Annotated in this window: 14 protein-coding genes and 1 other RNA gene; 11 read left to right on the plus strand and 4 right to left on the minus strand. The window is 30.1% G+C overall.

The features are described 5' to 3' along the window. Positions 1-189: 189 nt before the first annotated feature. The 3 genes from ACEW8E_RS00320 to ACEW8E_RS00330 all read left to right on the plus strand — a co-directional run bounded on the left by ACEW8E_RS00320 (position 190) and on the right by ACEW8E_RS00330 (position 2598). A complete protein-coding gene (locus tag ACEW8E_RS00320; protein WP_373478349.1) occupies positions 190-468 on the plus strand; it encodes an OmpA family protein in 279 nt (92 codons plus the stop codon). A gap of 2 nt (positions 469-470) precedes the next feature. Continuing rightward, positions 471-1982 (plus strand): EH signature domain-containing protein, encoded by a 1512-nt coding sequence (locus ACEW8E_RS00325; protein ID WP_373478350.1) that lies wholly within the window; start codon positions 471-473, stop codon positions 1980-1982. Between the two features lie 94 nt (positions 1983-2076). Next, entirely contained in the window at positions 2077-2598 is a 522-nt protein-coding gene (locus ACEW8E_RS00330; RefSeq protein WP_373478351.1) for a sterol desaturase, read from the plus strand. Between the two features lie 167 nt (positions 2599-2765). Here the strand turns inward: ACEW8E_RS00330 and topA are convergent, their stop codons facing one another. Next, the gene (topA, locus tag ACEW8E_RS00335) at positions 2766-5414 is read right to left on the minus strand and encodes a type I DNA topoisomerase (protein ID WP_373478352.1); all 2649 of its coding nucleotides are present in this window, start codon (positions 5412-5414) and stop codon (positions 2766-2768) included. A gap of 374 nt (positions 5415-5788) precedes the next feature. Here topA and ACEW8E_RS00340 point away from each other — a divergent pair, with 374 nt between their 5' ends. The 3 genes from ACEW8E_RS00340 (at position 5789) to ACEW8E_RS00350 (ending at position 8770) form a co-directional block, all read left to right on the plus strand. Next, entirely contained in the window at positions 5789-6943 is a 1155-nt protein-coding gene (locus tag ACEW8E_RS00340; RefSeq protein ID WP_373478353.1) for a WD40 repeat domain-containing protein, read from the plus strand. Between the two features lie 148 nt (positions 6944-7091). After that, a complete protein-coding gene (locus ACEW8E_RS00345) occupies positions 7092-7448 on the plus strand; it encodes a Spx/MgsR family RNA polymerase-binding regulatory protein (protein ID WP_373478354.1) in 357 nt (118 codons plus the stop codon). A 50-nt stretch (positions 7449-7498) separates the two neighbouring features. Further along, positions 7499-8770: a J domain-containing protein gene (locus ACEW8E_RS00350; protein ID WP_373478355.1), complete on the plus strand. Its 1272-nt coding sequence runs from the start codon at positions 7499-7501 to the stop codon at positions 8768-8770. Positions 8771-8813: 43 nt separating this feature from the next. On the opposite strand, the gene ssrA is transcribed toward ACEW8E_RS00350, so the two are convergent. Further along, positions 8814-9202: a transfer-messenger RNA gene (gene ssrA, locus ACEW8E_RS00355) on the minus strand. Next, on the minus strand, positions 9193-10437 hold the full coding sequence (locus ACEW8E_RS00360; RefSeq protein WP_373478356.1) for a lipid-A-disaccharide synthase-related protein: 1245 nt from the start codon (positions 10435-10437) through the stop codon (positions 9193-9195). Before ACEW8E_RS00360 ends, ssrA begins: the two co-directional genes overlap by 10 nt. A gap of 143 nt (positions 10438-10580) precedes the next feature. Between ACEW8E_RS00360 and cax the strand changes: the two genes are divergently transcribed. Together cax and ACEW8E_RS00370 are read left to right on the plus strand one after the other, a co-directional pair. Then, positions 10581-11675 carry a calcium/proton exchanger gene (gene cax / locus ACEW8E_RS00365; RefSeq protein WP_373478357.1) on the plus strand — a complete coding sequence of 365 codons (1095 nt, stop codon included), beginning with the start codon at positions 10581-10583 and terminating at the stop codon, positions 11673-11675. Between the two features lie 100 nt (positions 11676-11775). Beyond that, on the plus strand, positions 11776-12453 hold the full coding sequence (locus ACEW8E_RS00370; RefSeq protein WP_373478358.1) for an ATP-dependent Zn protease: 678 nt from the start codon (positions 11776-11778) through the stop codon (positions 12451-12453). Positions 12454-12482: 29 nt separating this feature from the next. Here the strand turns inward: ACEW8E_RS00370 and ACEW8E_RS00375 are convergent, their stop codons facing one another. Then, a complete protein-coding gene (locus tag ACEW8E_RS00375) occupies positions 12483-13886 on the minus strand; it encodes an NB-ARC domain-containing protein (RefSeq protein ID WP_373478359.1) in 1404 nt (467 codons plus the stop codon). A gap of 189 nt (positions 13887-14075) precedes the next feature. Between ACEW8E_RS00375 and ACEW8E_RS00380 the strand changes: the two genes are divergently transcribed. The 3 genes from ACEW8E_RS00380 (at position 14076) to ACEW8E_RS00390 (ending at position 15636) form a co-directional block, all read left to right on the plus strand. Continuing rightward, positions 14076-14309: a hypothetical protein gene (locus ACEW8E_RS00380; protein WP_373478360.1), complete on the plus strand. Its 234-nt coding sequence runs from the start codon at positions 14076-14078 to the stop codon at positions 14307-14309. Between the two features lie 77 nt (positions 14310-14386). Continuing rightward, a complete protein-coding gene (locus ACEW8E_RS00385) occupies positions 14387-14977 on the plus strand; it encodes a GNAT family N-acetyltransferase (protein ID WP_373478361.1) in 591 nt (196 codons plus the stop codon). Continuing rightward, positions 14962-15636 (plus strand): hypothetical protein, encoded by a 675-nt coding sequence (locus tag ACEW8E_RS00390; protein ID WP_373478362.1) that lies wholly within the window; start codon positions 14962-14964, stop codon positions 15634-15636. The genes ACEW8E_RS00385 and ACEW8E_RS00390 overlap by 16 nt, the downstream gene beginning before the upstream one ends. The last annotated feature ends 124 nt before the right edge of the window (positions 15637-15760 follow it).

The raw sequence follows: 15760 nt of genomic DNA on the forward strand, positions 1-15760 counted from the left end.
CACAAAGATGATTTTGCTTTCCTTTTTTAATTCCATTTTTGTGAATATGTTTAGACCCGCACTCTGGACATTGTATCATTTTTTTATTTTTGATAATTTGACCCCTTTATCTAAAAATCATACCTTAATTCAGCAACGCCTCCCCTTTATGCTGATACTATATTTACTGACGAAAGATTTGATAATCAAGTGTCAAGAATTATTATAGAAGGGCATACTAGCTTAAAAGGCTCACAAAAAGATAACATGGAATTAAGTTTTCAACGGGCATTAGCAGTGACAGAATATATTGATACAATTAATTTTTCTAATCAAGATAAATTCAGAAATAAATTGTTAGCGGCAGGAAGAGGAAATATTGATGCGAATAAAGCATTTGATGATCCAAAAGATAGGAAAGTGATGTTTAGATTTCAATTTAAAAGAGAAGATTTAGGACAAGTATTTAAGAATAAAACTAATAATTAATTATGACATTTTTTACCGCTAAATTTCAACCTTTAAAATTTGAAAAACCTGAGCCTAAAGAGTTATGGAAATTAGGTTATGGTATCAAAGAAGAAATAATAACACCTCCTCAATTACCTAATGGTATTGAATTTGATAAAAAAATAAAATCTCGAAATATTGAGCAAATTATTAATGATATAGAAAAAAATAACTTAGAAAATATTAGTTTATTAGAATGGGTTTATTGTCTATTTAGCAAACATAGTTGGGATATAGAAAATCCTGATAAAAGTTTATCAACTTCTCAAAAAATTTGGAAGTTTACTAAAAAATCTGATGCCCTTAAATTACGGTTATTTTGGCGTTTAGTTTTATATACTTTTAACCCCAATGAAAAAATTTTACCATTTTCTTTAGCTCATACTTTCTCTAGTTTTGAACCACAAAATGAATGTGATAAATCATTAATTAAAATTGTTAATTTACTCATTCAAAATGCTTATGAAGAATTGGCAAAAATTTGCTTAAATAAACTTATACAACCCGATAAATTATTAACTCAATATTCTTTACCCTATCGGATTAATATTGATAATAATTTAACTTTAGTAGAAAAAATACAGTTATCTTTTCCTTTAGCCTTAAAAAGTGTTAAAAATATTAATGAAAAACAAATTAATTTTTTAATAGAAACCTTAAATATTTTATCTCCTTATCCTCAATTAAAAGCAGTAGAAAATCTATTAAATAATATTTCTGCTGATATTGGCGGTAAATATCCAAAATTAGTAAATTGGCTTAAAAATAACTATGGTTTAACAGGGAATAATTCTCGGTGGAATCAGTTATCTATTGAGGCGAAAAAATCTTTAAAACAATGGATTAGTGCGGTAAATTACCGTGATTTTGAAAAATTAGTTGATTTAATAATTAATCGTTTAAATTTAGAAGACTGGGAAAAAAGACAATTAAGAAATAGAAAAGTTTTTTGGTCAAATTATACTGATAGATTTGATAGAATTAGAATTTTATTACCTGCTTCTTCTACACAAATTTTAGGAAATAATATTAATAGAGATGACATAACTTCATTAATTTATGATGGTAGTGAAGCTACAGAAGTTTGTATTTTCGATTTTGATAAATGGTTAATTGTGGAATTTTTCAAGGGTAAAGGAAGCGAAACCAGAATCTTTCCTAAAAGTAATGAATTAGAAAATTTATTCTTTAATAGTGATAATATTTACCTTAAACAATTAAGAAGTTTACCTATTATAAAAGATAACGTACATGATCATAAAAAATATTGGCAGAATAATTGTGAAACACTTTTAAGAAGTAAAAATATTTTACCGAATCAAGGGATTAGATATTTTAAAATTGTAGAAAATAGACAAGGTTATCCTTATGATTTTAATTCAGGAATGCCACCTTTATATGATGATCAAATTTATGATAGAAACCAACAATTATATCATTGGAAAAAAGATATTCAACAATTAGAAGAAGACGCAAAAAAGAAACTATTTTGATCTTTTACCGAATGTTAACTTAGACTTTATATATTCTTAACTTTTATCAATTATTTTGATTCTGAAAACCACATTATATTCAGAGGAATCAATTTTGTTGATAATTGTTTTACTGATTTTTAAAATTACTTTTGTAGCAATACTACTACTGTTGATGGGTGATTTTTTCTCAACTTTTTTATATCATGTTCCTGAACATATTTTTGGCAAATTTCACTCTTTAGTTCATCATAGTAACAATCGCAGTTTTTTACATTATGCCGTTTTAACAAAAAATCCTTTAGTATTATTAGTAGGAATATTAGGTGCTTTACCTTACTTTATTTTTGCACCTTGGCTATGGCAAATATCCCCCATAGGAACTATTTTAGGATTAATATTAGGAGAATTACACGTTATCTGGCGACACGTTTGTGTTATCAAATGGAAAACTCCTGCTATGATTTTAAAAATTTGTAACCTTTTGATGATTACTACTCCAGAGCGTCATTGGTTACATCACAAAGATGCTAGAGTTGCTTTTGGAGATATTTTCAATTTTTTTGATCCTCCTGCTCAAGTTTGGTTTAAAATTCTATTATCTTTTAAATATAAATGGCGACACTCTTGGAAATAATCACAAATAAAACTAATAATTAGGGGTTGCTGAAAAGATGGATAAAATTGAATAAATAAGTAGTTAAAATCTTACTTTTTTTTGATACATATTCTTATTTAATACTTTAATTCAGCAATACTAATTATTTTACTATTAATGATTTTTATCCCCACTGTATAAATATTTTATTTCGTTATTTTTTTAACAGTAGTTTTTCTGGTAGTAGTTTTTTTAGTGGCGGTTTTTTTAGCAGTAGTTGTCTTTTTAGAGGCAGTTTTTTTAGCAGGAGTTTTATCTTGTAAAAGTAATAAAGCCTTGTCTAAATTCATACTTTCCACCGTTTCACCTTCGGGCAATTTAACATTAGTTTTAGCGTGTTTAAAATATACTCCATAAGGTCCTTGATAAATGTTCACTGGTTCATTATCATCAGGATGTAACCCCAATTCTTTAAGTGGGGCTTTTGTCGTTGTGCCTCGTCTTCCCCTTCCAGATTTAGGTTGTGCTAATAGCTCTAATGCACGTTCAAGGGAAATTGTCAAGACATCATCTTCTTTTTTCAAGGAGCGATAATCTTTGCCCTCTGTGCCTTGATCATGGACAACATACGACCCAAAACGTCCTAAACTGGTTTTTATAGGCTTTCCTGTGTCTGGATGTTCTCCTAATGTACGAGGTAAGGTTAAGTAACCTATGGCCATTTCTAACGTAATATCTTCAGCATTAACACCTTTAGGAAAAGAAGCGGTTTTAGGCTTTTTAGCTTTGCCTTGAGGTGTATCTCCTAATTGTACATAAGGGCCATAAGTGCCAATTAACAAATAAATAGGATCTTGTGTTTCAGGATGAATTCCTAATATAGGTGGTCCTTCTACTTTTTGTTTCAATAACAATTCTATTTGTCGTGGTTCAAGATCTGATGGTGTTAAATCCGCAGGAATTGAAGATTTTACCACTTCATCACCGTAATTTGCTTCAAAATAAGCTCCAAACTTACCTATTTTCACGGTAACGTCTAAATTCTCTAATTCTATGGCTTTTGCTACTTGTGGATCAATTTCCGTTTCCCTAACTTTCACCTGATTTTGTAAGCCATTTTCTCCTCGATAAAATTTGTCAAGATAAGGCAGCCATTTTTCATTACCAGAGGCGATGTCATCAAGACTTTGCTCCATTTTTGAGGTAAATTTAGTATCTACCAACTCAGCAAAATTCTTTTCTAACAAAGTAATGACAGCAAAGGCGGTAAAAGTAGGAATAAGTGCCTTATTGCGTAATTGAGCATAACCTCGATCAACGATTGTACCAATAATACTAGCATAAGTACTAGGTCGCCCTACCCCTTCACTTTCTAATGTTTTCACTAAAGATGCTTCTGTATAACGGGCTGGAGGTTGAGTTTCGTGGTTAAGTACATCTAACTGTTTACATTTAGGTTTATCTCCTTTCTTCAAATTAGGTAAAATTACCTCTTGATTTTCCAAAGCAGCTTCTGGATCATCTGTACCCTCAACATAGGCCCTGAAAAACCCAGCAAAATCAATTCTTTTCCCTGAAGATCGAAAAATTGCGTCTTCTACGGCGATATTTACCACAATTTGAGTTAATTTAGCATCCGCCATTTGACAGGCTACCGTGCGTTTCCAAATTAAGTCATATAACCCTAATTCTTTATCTTTTAATCCTGTTTCTTTAGGAATTCTAAAAGTACTACCAGCAGGACGTATGGCTTCATGGGCTTCTTGCGCACCTTTTGCCTTAGTTTTATATTGACGAGGTTGAGGGCTTAAATACTCTTTCCCATACATTTCTTCTACACAACTACGAGCAGCGGCGATCGCCTGATCAGACAAATGTACTGAGTCAGTTCTCATGTAGGTAATATAACCATTTTCATAAAGACTTTGAGCAATACGCATGGTATCCTTAGCACCTAATCCCAGTTTTCGGTTAGCTTCCTGTTGTAAGGTAGAAGTAGTAAAAGGAGGAGATGGCTTACGGATAGTTGCTTTTTCCTCAGTATCCGTCACCTCCCATATTTTGCCTTTCAAACGGGCTTTTAATTCTGTAGCTTCTTGCTCATTTAGTACAATTACTTTTTTGTTTTTGATTAACTTTCCTGTCTTCTGATCAAAATCGCTACCATTTGCTAGTTTTTGCCCTTTTAAAGTAGTTAATTTCGCTTCAAAGTCAGTTTTTTCATGATTAAGTAATGCTTTTAAATCCCAATACTGAGCTTCTTTAAATGATCTTCTTTCTCTTTCTCGTTGTACTAACAAGCGTACGGCTACAGATTGTACTCTACCTGCCGATAATCCCGCCGCAATTTTTTTCCATAGTAAAGGTGAAAGAGTATAACCTACAAGGCGATCAAGAATACGTCGTGTTTCTTGGGCGTGTACTAAATTTTCATCAATATCACGGCAGTTATTCAAGGCTTTTTGAATAGCATCTTTAGTAATTTCGTGAAAAACCATGCGCTTGATAGGCACTTTCGGCTTTAATAGTTGTAATAAATGCCAACTAATACTTTCTCCTTCTCTATCTTCATCCGTTGCGAGTATTAATTCATCAGCAGATTTTAAGGCTTGTTTTAATAATTGGACAGTTTTATTTTTACCTTTAGGAATAACATAAATAGGCTCAAAATTATTTTCAATATTAACTCCTAATCTTGCCCAATCAAACTGTTTATACTCCGCTGGGATTTCTTCCGCAGATGAAGGTAAATCTCGAATATGCCCCATAGATGCTTCTACCTGATAATCTTTAGGAAGATAGTTACGGATGGTTTTGGCTTTGGTGGGTGATTCAACGATGACTAAAGTTGACATAGAATATTATAAGGTTCTCTCTTTTGCTAATATATATACTTTAACTATTTAGCACAATTAAGATCTAAATAATACTATCAAATTCATTAGATGTTAAGAAAAAACATTCTGATTTATCTCTCGCAAAGTCGCAAAGGTTATCATCATTTTTCCTGTTATTTCTTAAATCTCTGATTTATCTCTCGCATCCCCCCTGCCTCCCAATGATGCAGGGGGTGAAGGGGGGTTACTATTTTATTTTTTCTTTTCATACCTAAAATCACCAACGCCCCCTTTATCTAAAAATCATACCTTAATTCAGCAACGCCGAATATTTTACTTCTGCTATTAAACTTAAACCAGACTATATTGAAGCCTATATTTATCGAGCAACTGTGTTAGAAAAACAAGGATTTCAATTAAGGGCTAATAATGATTGGCGTAAAGCAAAAGAATTAAAATTACAAGTTACTATTAAAACTCAAAATATAGAAAGAAAAGAGCCTATTTATCCCCCTAACAATAGAACTTATAAAGAGGAAAAAAAAGATACAAATAAACAAGATAATCATCCTGATAATTCAGAGAAAAAAACTCCTATAAATTCTCCCCCTTTTGATAATAAATCTTCTGTAAAAACAAAACCTGATACATCATCATGGCGATGTATTCAAACATTTAAGGCACATTCTAGCTCTGTTAATACTCTTGCTATCACTTCTGATGGTAGAATGACAATCAGTGGTAGTGCTGATAAAACTATCAAAATTTGGAACTTAGTTAAAGGTGAATTAATTACTACTCTTGGTAATCATAAAGATGTAATTAAATGTGTAGTTATTAGTCCTAATGGTAATTTTATGGCTAGTACGGGAAACGACAAAACTATTAAAATCTGGAATTTATCTCAAAGAGTTTTACATGGTACGATTGGGGGATGGTTTTCTGGACATCAAGACAAGATTTTTAGTTTAAGTTTTACCGCCGATAGTCAATTTTTAGTTAGTGGTAGTGGTGATAAAACTCTGAGAATGTGGGATATTAACACGCGTGAAGAAGTTTTTAAGTATGGCATTTATGGCGATAAAGTTTTAACGGTAAACTGCGATAAATCGGGCAAATTTGTGGCAACGGCAGGATTTGAGCGTTGGATTAAGATATTAAACTTAAAAACAGTCAAATTAGCGAAATCTCTCAAAACTAATGCTGTTGTTACTACGGTTATGTTTTCTCCTGATAGTAAAATCTTAGCAAGTGGTGGATTCGATCGTCAAATTAAACTGTGGAATTGGCAGGAAAAAACTATTATTACCATCTTAATCGGCCATACTGAAACTATATCGGCTTTGGCTTTTACCCCTGATAATAAGATGATAATTAGTGCTAGTTGGGATGGCACTGTTAAAATTTGGAATATAGAGAGTCAAGAATGTTTGTACACCCTTAAACCTCACAATAGCGAAATTAATTGTTTAGGGATTAATGCCACAGGAAAAACTATAATAACGGGAAGCAAAGATGGTAATATTACTATAATTAAACAGGGATAAATTAATGAAGATGGCGGGGTGACGATAACCCTAAAACCTAGAGAGGTGTTAGCTGTTAGGTTTTATAATAATTTCATTGTTTTTGCTTTTTCTTAAAATATTTACTAAGTTTAAAATACTTAAAAATTCAACATAAAAAATAAAAAAAATGACTTTAATAGTTTATGGTATTGCCAACTGTGGCACTTGTAAAAAAGCCTTAAAATGGTTAGAAGAAAATCACGTTAATTATGAGTTTATTAACACTAAAGAAAATCCTCCAGAAAAAGAAAAAATTGCTAACTGGGTAAAAGATTTGGGAGTTAAATCAATGCGCAATACTTCTGGTTTATCATACCGTGCTTTAGGAGAAGAAAAAAACTCTTGGAATGATGATCAATGGATTTTAGCTTTTGCACAAGATGCTATGCTATTAAAAAGACCATTATTCGTTAAAAATAATCAAGCAATTTTAGTGGGTTTTCGTGCTAATGAATTTGTTAAAAAAGAAAAATTATGTAATTAATTGTACATTTTAAGATAAAGATTAATGATACTAATCTTCTGAAAAAAATTATGAATAATCTAACCATTGAGCAATGTTATGAAATACTTAATTTAACTTCTACATCTAATATAGAAGATATTGATCATAGTTATTATCAATTAATCGGAGAAAAATTAAAAACAGGTAATAAAGAGGATTTAATCAACCTAAAACAAGCACACTCACAACTTATAGAATATTATCAAATTAAACAAGAAAATAATGATGAAATAGAGAATAACCGTTATCAAAAATTTTTAGCTAATATTATTAATAAACAGTTAAAAAGTATCGATATTAGAGTAAAATTAGAATTAGATTCAACTCATTTTAACATTATTCTTAATAATATTAATTCTCGAAAAAAAACAGGAATAGTTAAACTAATTTATGATACTCTTAAGCAAAAGTTAAAAGATGCTGAAACTTCCGTTATAATTTCTAGTTTTGATCATAAAAATAACTTAATTTGGCAAGAAAAAATTACAATTTGTACGGGAATTTATGCCCATAAAGCAAAAAACTATAACACTGAAATTCTTTTACAAGAAGCCGAAACTAATACCAATACTTATGCTTTGCCTATTGCTTTTCTAATAGCTTTTATTATAACTTTTATTGAACCTTTAACATGGATTATTACTATGTTAATTCATGAGTTTGGTCATGCTACTGTCGCATGGTTCTCAGGTTATCGAGCTATGGTAACTTTTGCCGGAACAATTATATCCCCAACTAAGTCTTTTTTTGTTTATTTTGGTATTTTAATTCTAATTGGTTTAACCTTTTATAAAAGTTGGAAAGAAGGCAAAAAAACCATCATGATTGTTAGTATTATCTTAGCAATTATTCAATTCATTTTAACATGGAATATCTCTTATTCAACCTATCAAATGTTATTATATTTTGGAGGTATTGGCGGAGAATTTTATTTAAGTACTCTTTTAATCATTGCTTTTTATTGGCGTTTACCAAACAAATTTTATTGGGAATTTTGGCGTTTTTTTGCCTTAATAATTGGAGTAACTACTTTTTGGGGAAGTTTTACAAAATGGCATAGAATAAGTATAGGAAAAGATCAAATTCCTTGGGGTACTTTTTGGGGAGGAAGAGGCGATTCTGGTGGTGATTTGAATGTTTTAAATAATGATGTCGGTTGGAGTATTAATCAAATTATAAACACATATAATACTTTAGGTTATATTTGTTTATTAATTATTCTTTTTACTTACTTATATTTCTTGTGGAAAAGTAACTTTATTTTTCGTTTAAAAATCAATCAATATTTTTTAAAAAAATAAAAAAGTACCAACCCTATTGACATTGATACTCTTTTATGTTATTTTATGGAGCTGAGCAGAGTCGAACTGCTGTCCAAATTGGTTATTTACCTATCGCTCATTCACAGGCTTATCCTTTCTAGTCCTCAAGGCGGGAACTATCAATTATCCCTGATAGCAGGATTTTCTAGTATTATCTTAACTTTACAACTGACTAGAAGCAGTTATAAAAAGCATCCGTTGAGGGTTGCCTATAATACTTAACGGAGTCATACTATAAGCGCTCGAACCGAAATTAGGTCTTAGGCAGCAACAGGTGCAGCTTTACGAGCAAAAGGAACGATGTTGTTCGCAGTTACATTTTTTTTGAGTCCAGTATTTCCGAGAGAAGACTCACTCTCGACCTGTATCACGGGTTAGCTTTCACCAACCTGTCGAAGCCGTTACAGCCCCCTATCTTTACTATCATAACTCTTATTTTGATAATTGACAAGAGTTGGTAAAATTTGTTTTGCGATATTTAATGAACCACCTGTTTCTCCTACTCTTTGTTTACCATTGTTAATACATTGTGCTAAAAATTCTTTGTCTTGCAAAATTTCCATGATTTTATAAGCTGTTTTTTCACAAGCTAAAATTGTGTCGTTATCTTCTATGGTAATGGTACTACTGCCTAACAACCTCATTTGTGCTTCAGCAAATCGATAGGTAAATTGAGGGCCTTTCCCTGAATTTTGTATTACGGGTTTCCCTAAGCCAACAGCTTGTTCTACAGCAGTCCCCGCCATTCCTAATACCAGATTACATTGTAGTAAAATATCCGCAAAAGCATCGTTATAAACTTTAACAAGAACATTTTTATTATTAATTTTTGTGCTAAAAACTCCTGACTCATATTGCCAACCTAGATTATTGGCGATGGCTTTTAAGTTATTATCAGTGATACTTGGTACTAATGCACCTATAAATTGCCAATTTTCATGAGAGATTTTTACTAAAGTTTCGCATATTTGTAATTGTAAGCTAAGATTGTCCAAGGCTTCAGGTAAACGACTACCACAGAGTAAGGCAATCATGGGAATTTCAGAAGATAATTCGAGATTTTTGCCCGTTGATTTTAAGGTATCCATAATGGGATAACCAGCAAATACGGCTTTTTTAAAACCTTGAGTTTGTAAATCTTCGGCGGTATATTTATCTCTAGTAAAAATTGTGTGACAACTAGGTGATCGCAGTAATAATTTAGTAAGAAAAGGAAGTTTCAATGTCACTTCATAATAACTAGAAGTAGAAACAATAAAACTGACAAATTTTTTCTGTGTTAAATAAGCAAAGAATAAGGGAACAATATCACCAATAGCGATTATTAAATCATAATTATTTTTAAGTTTATTAATAGTAATAATTTGCTTAATAGTTAAAGCAACTAAACCAGAAGATAAGTCTTTAATTAAGTTAATAGGATTAAGATAAAAAATACCTCCTGATGGCATAGATTGAAGAGGTGAAACAATGTTAATATTCTTATTAAGATAAGATTTTCCTTCTCCTACAAGGGGAAAAGCATCAATAATTAAGTTAGGATTAATTGATAATAAAGCCTCACCTATTAAGCTACCATTTAAGTCTTCACCATGGCCATTACTAATTAATAAAATCGTATTAATTTTATCTTGATTTTCAATCATTTAGGAATAATATTTAGGGAATTAATTTGAAAAAAAGTAAGTAAAATTTACTAATTATTTGACAGAAAAATAATTTAAGATAAGTTTTTCTCACCTAATAAAAAAGACAGTGTATCATTATTAATCATGATCAATCTGTAAATATGAATAAAAATCTGATTTTTTCTATTCTATTAGTCTTCATTCCCATCTCCATTACAGGACATTTTTTACACTGGAGTGAATCGGTAATATTTTTAACATCCGCTATGGCAATTGTACCTTTAGCGGCATTTATGGGGGTTGCCACCGAAGAAATTGCTGTAGTTATTGGGCCAAATTTAGGAGGTTTGTTAAACGCTACATTTGGTAATGCTACTGAATTAATTTTAGCTTTTATCGCTTTAAAAAGTGGATTAGTGCAAGTAGTAAAAGCGACATTAACAGGCTCAATTATTGGTAATTTATTGTTAGTAATGGGATTTGCCATGTTTTTAGGTGGATTACGCTATAAAGAGCAAAATTTTCAACCTACCGCAGCGCGTTTAAATGCGTCATCTATGAATTTAGCTGTCATTGCAATTCTATTACCAACGGCAGTACAATACACTTCCACTGGTATTCCTGAAGAAACTTTACAAACCCTTTCGGTTGCCGTTGCTATAGTTTTAATTAGTGTTTATGTGCTAACTTTGTTTTTTTCCATGAAAACTCATTCTTATTTATATGATGTGGGAATGGCAGAAAATGAAGACGAAGACACAGAAAAACCTTCTTATCAACCGAATTTATGGTTATGGGTGGGCATATTATTAGTCGTCACTTTAGGGGTAGCCGTAGAATCAGAATTACTGGTAGAATCCCTAGAAATAGCAACTAAAGATTTAGGTTTACCTGCTTTATTCACTGGGGTAATTTTCCTGCCCATTATTGGTAACGCTGCCGAGCACGCTACGGCTGTAACTGTTGCTATGAAAGATAAAATGGATTTATCGGTATCTGTCGCATTAGGCTCAAGTTTACAGATAGCTTTATTTGTTGCACCTGTGTTAGTTATAGCTGGTTGGATAATTGGGCAACCTATGGATTTGAATTTTAATCCTTTTGAATTAGTAGCGGTGGCAGTATCGGTATTAATTGCTAATTCTATCAGTTCTGATGGTAATTCTAACTGGTTAGAAGGAGTTTTATTATTGGCAACCTATGCCGTAATTGCTTTAGCTTTTTATTTTCATCCTGCCATCGAAGGATTAGCCTGAATTTAAAGTAGGGGTTAATGGCATTAATCCAATTAATGAGTAATGAGTAATGAGTAATAAGTAATAAGTAATTAAAAAAAGACAAATATTTCTATTTATTATGCAAGATACTGGTTTAAATATTTTAGCGATCGCCATTTTTTCTATTACATTATCGGTATTATTAGGACCACTTTTCAACTTATCACCTTTTATACCAGCTAGTTTAACTTTTTTGATGTTGAGTTTTATCACTATTGATACATTATCATGGAAAAATCAAGGAGTTAACTTATTATTAAATATTTTCGCATCGAAAGAAGAAAAAGAACGAATTATTTATCATGAAGCAGGACATTTTTTAACAGCTTATTTATATAATATTCCTATTATTGATTACAGTTTAAGCCCTTGGGAAGCGGTAAAAAAGAAAATTTCAGGCTCTGGCGGAGTGATATTTGATAATAATTTTATACCTAACAAAAAATCTCAAGATTTAAAAGAATTTAACTCAATAATTGAGCGTTTTGGCATTGTATTAATGGCAGGAATTGCCGCAGAAAAATTTATTTATAATAATAGCGAAGGAGGGCAAGAAGATCGACAAAAGTTTCAAGAAATTTATAGTAATTTAACATTAACTTATAGTAATTTTCAGCTCAAACAAAGATTAGCAATTATACAAGCAACGACTATAATTGAACAAAATAAAGAATCTTATTTAGCGTTAGTGGAAGCCATGAAACAGCGTAAATCTGTAGCGGAATGTCAAGTAATTATTCAATTAGTTAATAAATAAAATGGCGTTTAAGTTTACCACAAATGTAATTAGCTTATAATATTTTTATCACAATGTATTAGGTTATAAATTTGACAATAATTTCTTACATATTCTTTAAAAATCGGGGATAAATTAAACATAATTTTATCTCCTTTAATTTTAGTTAATAAATATCTATTTTTTAAAGACTCTAAACCATTAATTAAATCCGTTGAAGACATTTCTAAATTTGCTTTTAAATCCTCTCTCGATAAAAGTTGATCCGAATTAGATAATTTACTGATAATTTTTTGTTCTATCGGGGATAATCGATTAAATAATAACTCTAATTTCTTTTCTATATCTTTGGTAATTATCAATTCATTTTCCTCTAAAAATTCCCTCACAGAGCCATCAAAAATATTTTTAATTGAATCAGTGATTATTTTTAAATAAAAAGGATTTCCTTCATATAAATTCAGTAAACTTAACCAGCTATTTTCATCTTTTAAGCCCTTATTATTTAAGATTTCTACATCGTTAAAACCCACTAACTCTAAGCATTTAATGGAGTATAATTCCTCATCTAAACATTCCATCTCTGTACATTTTTCTTGACTAATTAAAATAATATTACTTTGATGATCTGTGTGAATAATTCTTTTGAAAAATTCTTGATAATCTTTATATTGTTGTTGACATTGTCCTGCAAATTGTTTCTCGATAAATAAATTTTCTAAATTATCAAAAATAATTAAACATTTTTTCTGTGTTAATAATGTTAATAATTGATTTAATCTATTGTTAATATTTGGTTTTAGTTCTCGATCACAAATACTAAATATATCATCAATTAATAAATCAAAACAATCAGGATACTGTAAACTTTTCCAAATAATTACTTCAAATTGATCTAAGTTTAAATCAATAAATCTTTTTACTAAATAACTCTTTCCAATACCGGATAATCCTAATACTGATACGAGAGAAATATTTTTATTGAATATCCAGCTAGATAGATTTTGTAATTCAGTTTTTCTGTTATAAAATTTAATTATTTTTGGGGCTATAGTTAAATCTTCATGTAATAATTTAGTATTTATCTCTCTTTTTTTTGCTTTTTTATCCGATTTATTAATTGTTTGTAAAATTAAATTATTATTTCCACAAATATTACTATTGCCTGAAATTTTTGGATTTTGAGATGATTTGAAATAATATACTCTTTCTAATGTTGATCGAAAATTAGATTTTTTTATATTTTCTCCTAATTCTGCAGATAAAAATTGTAATAATTTCGAGGCGACATCTCCCACATGACCTTTACTAATGTAATATTCTTTGGCTATCTCATCATAACTTTGTCTTTGCCAAATTCCCTCAATTAGGGCTTTTTGCACATCGTTTAGGTGTTTTCCTGTTTTTTCAACCACTAAGGAATCCACAAAATGTAACAATTCATTCACATTCATTAAAACTATGCTGAATAAAGGTTTTAAACATTATACATTAACTTTTATCATATGTTTTCCGAAATTTTCCGAATTGTGTGTAATATTTTGTAATAAAACTCCCGAAATTTTCCGAATTTTGTGTATTGAAGTTAAAACAATAAATAAATTATATTTTAAATCAATGATATTAAAAAAAGGTAATCGAATATGAATACGGCAACTCCGATCGCAATGCTGACCCGTAATGACTTTGATTTCAAAAAAAGAGGATATGAACCTATACCAGATCATTGGGATTATAATCCAAAAACTCAAGTTTCATCATTACTAAGAGAGATACTAGGAGGAACTAGTGAACCCACAACTATTAGTTTAGTGGGAGGTACAACTGGTCTAATGTGGGATAACGATAACAGTAATGATGATAGAGGTACTGATTAAAATGAGATTTTAATTGTTCTAGGATGGTTCTATTTATTGTTAGAACCTCTTTTATAAAATAATATTTTAATAGTAATATGTTTCAAAATCTACAACTTAGAAAAGCTGTAGCAGAAGTAGATCAGGGATTTTATCTAAAGTGTTTTTTATCTGATAAATGGTCATTACCATTTGACTTAAATTTACACAATTCTAATCTTGATCAGGAAGAATATATAAATCAAAAAATTTATAGTCAATATCCTGATTTAATTCGTCTTATTGTTTATGAACAAAGTACTCTTAGAAAAATTGGTTTTGGTAATATTTTAATAGAAGATCATTCCATAAAACGATGTTCTTTAAATGGAGGCGTTGACCCTGATTTACTAGCTAAAGGTTATGGTTCAGTGGGACTTTATTTATCTTTAAAGTATATATTTTTAGAAATGAAAATGAATAAAGTTACTTGTCAAGTTTATAGTTTTAATGTTCCTAGTTTTAAATTATTAGAAAGTGCTGGTTTTCAATTAGACGGAATTTTAAGGCAACACGCATTTAATTATCTTACCCAAGAATTTGTAGATGTCAAAATTTATTCTTTACTAAAACATGAATTTATGGGTAGTCGTATTTATCAAACATTTAAAATATTAAATTTTCAAAAAATCTTATGTCAAGAAAATTAGTTTTAATTGTAACTTCTAAAGAAGATTCTCATGCTGATTTAGTTATTTACAAGCTAAATAATCTTAATTTAGAAGATAGAGTTATTAGGCTAAACACAGAAGATTTGTGGTCAAATACAGAAATAACAAGTGATGGCTATAATTTTGATGTTAAAATTTTTGATTCTGAACGTATTTTTAACAGTCAAGATATTTTAAGTGTCTGGTTTAGAAGACCAAAAGATATAGAAGTTTCTCATGTTGAAGAAGGGAATAAAGCCTTTATTAAATCTCAATGTAATGCACTTTTAAGAGGTCTTTATTTTTGTACCCATGATACAGCAACTTGGGTTAATCCTTTACCTTCTCTTCATCGAGCAAGAATCAAATTGCAACAACTGCAATCAGCAAAAAAATTAGGTATGAAAATTCCTAAAACTTTAGTTACAAATGATCCTTACAAAGTGATTAAATTTTTTGAAGAAAATCCTAAAGTTTGTACAAAAAGTTTAGATGAACCAAGTTTTGAGATTGACGGATATATTTTTCCTATTTATACTCGTCTTGTTGATTTTAATGAAGTTAAAGATAATATAGAAGGAGTCAAAATTTGTCCTACTTTATTTCAAGAATATATGGAAAAAAGTTATGAATTAAGAATTAAGGCGTTGCTGAATTAAGGTATGATTTTTAGATAAAGGGGTCAAATTATCAAAAATAAAAAAATGATACAATGTCCAGAGTGCGGGTCTAAACATATTCACAAAAATGGAATTAAAAAAGGAAAGCAAAATCATCTTTGTG

It is taken from the genome of Geminocystis sp. (genome assembly GCF_041753295.1).
Lineage (GTDB): Bacteria > Cyanobacteriota > Cyanobacteriia > Cyanobacteriales > Cyanobacteriaceae > Geminocystis.

What these genes read in the sequence shown, in the direction of transcription:
- ACEW8E_RS00325 (WP_373478350.1), top strand. Translation starts at nt 471, where the DNA reads ATGACATTTTTTACCGCTAAATTTCAACCTTTAAAATTTGAAAAACCT.
- topA (WP_373478352.1), bottom strand. Translation starts at nt 5,414, where the DNA reads ATGTCAACTTTAGTCATCGTTGAATCACCCACCAAAGCCAAAACCATC.
- ACEW8E_RS00345 (WP_373478354.1), top strand. Translation starts at nt 7,092, where the DNA reads ATGACTTTAATAGTTTATGGTATTGCCAACTGTGGCACTTGTAAAAAA.
- ACEW8E_RS00350 (WP_373478355.1), top strand. Translation starts at nt 7,499, where the DNA reads ATGAATAATCTAACCATTGAGCAATGTTATGAAATACTTAATTTAACT.
- ACEW8E_RS00360 (WP_373478356.1), bottom strand. Translation starts at nt 10,437, where the DNA reads ATGATTGAAAATCAAGATAAAATTAATACGATTTTATTAATTAGTAAT.
- cax (WP_373478357.1), top strand. Translation starts at nt 10,581, where the DNA reads ATGAATAAAAATCTGATTTTTTCTATTCTATTAGTCTTCATTCCCATC.
- ACEW8E_RS00370 (WP_373478358.1), top strand. Translation starts at nt 11,776, where the DNA reads ATGCAAGATACTGGTTTAAATATTTTAGCGATCGCCATTTTTTCTATT.
- ACEW8E_RS00375 (WP_373478359.1), bottom strand. Translation starts at nt 13,886, where the DNA reads ATGAATGTGAATGAATTGTTACATTTTGTGGATTCCTTAGTGGTTGAA.
- ACEW8E_RS00380 (WP_373478360.1), top strand. Translation starts at nt 14,076, where the DNA reads ATGAATACGGCAACTCCGATCGCAATGCTGACCCGTAATGACTTTGAT.
- ACEW8E_RS00385 (WP_373478361.1), top strand. Translation starts at nt 14,387, where the DNA reads ATGTTTCAAAATCTACAACTTAGAAAAGCTGTAGCAGAAGTAGATCAG.
- ACEW8E_RS00390 (WP_373478362.1), top strand. Translation starts at nt 14,962, where the DNA reads ATGTCAAGAAAATTAGTTTTAATTGTAACTTCTAAAGAAGATTCTCAT.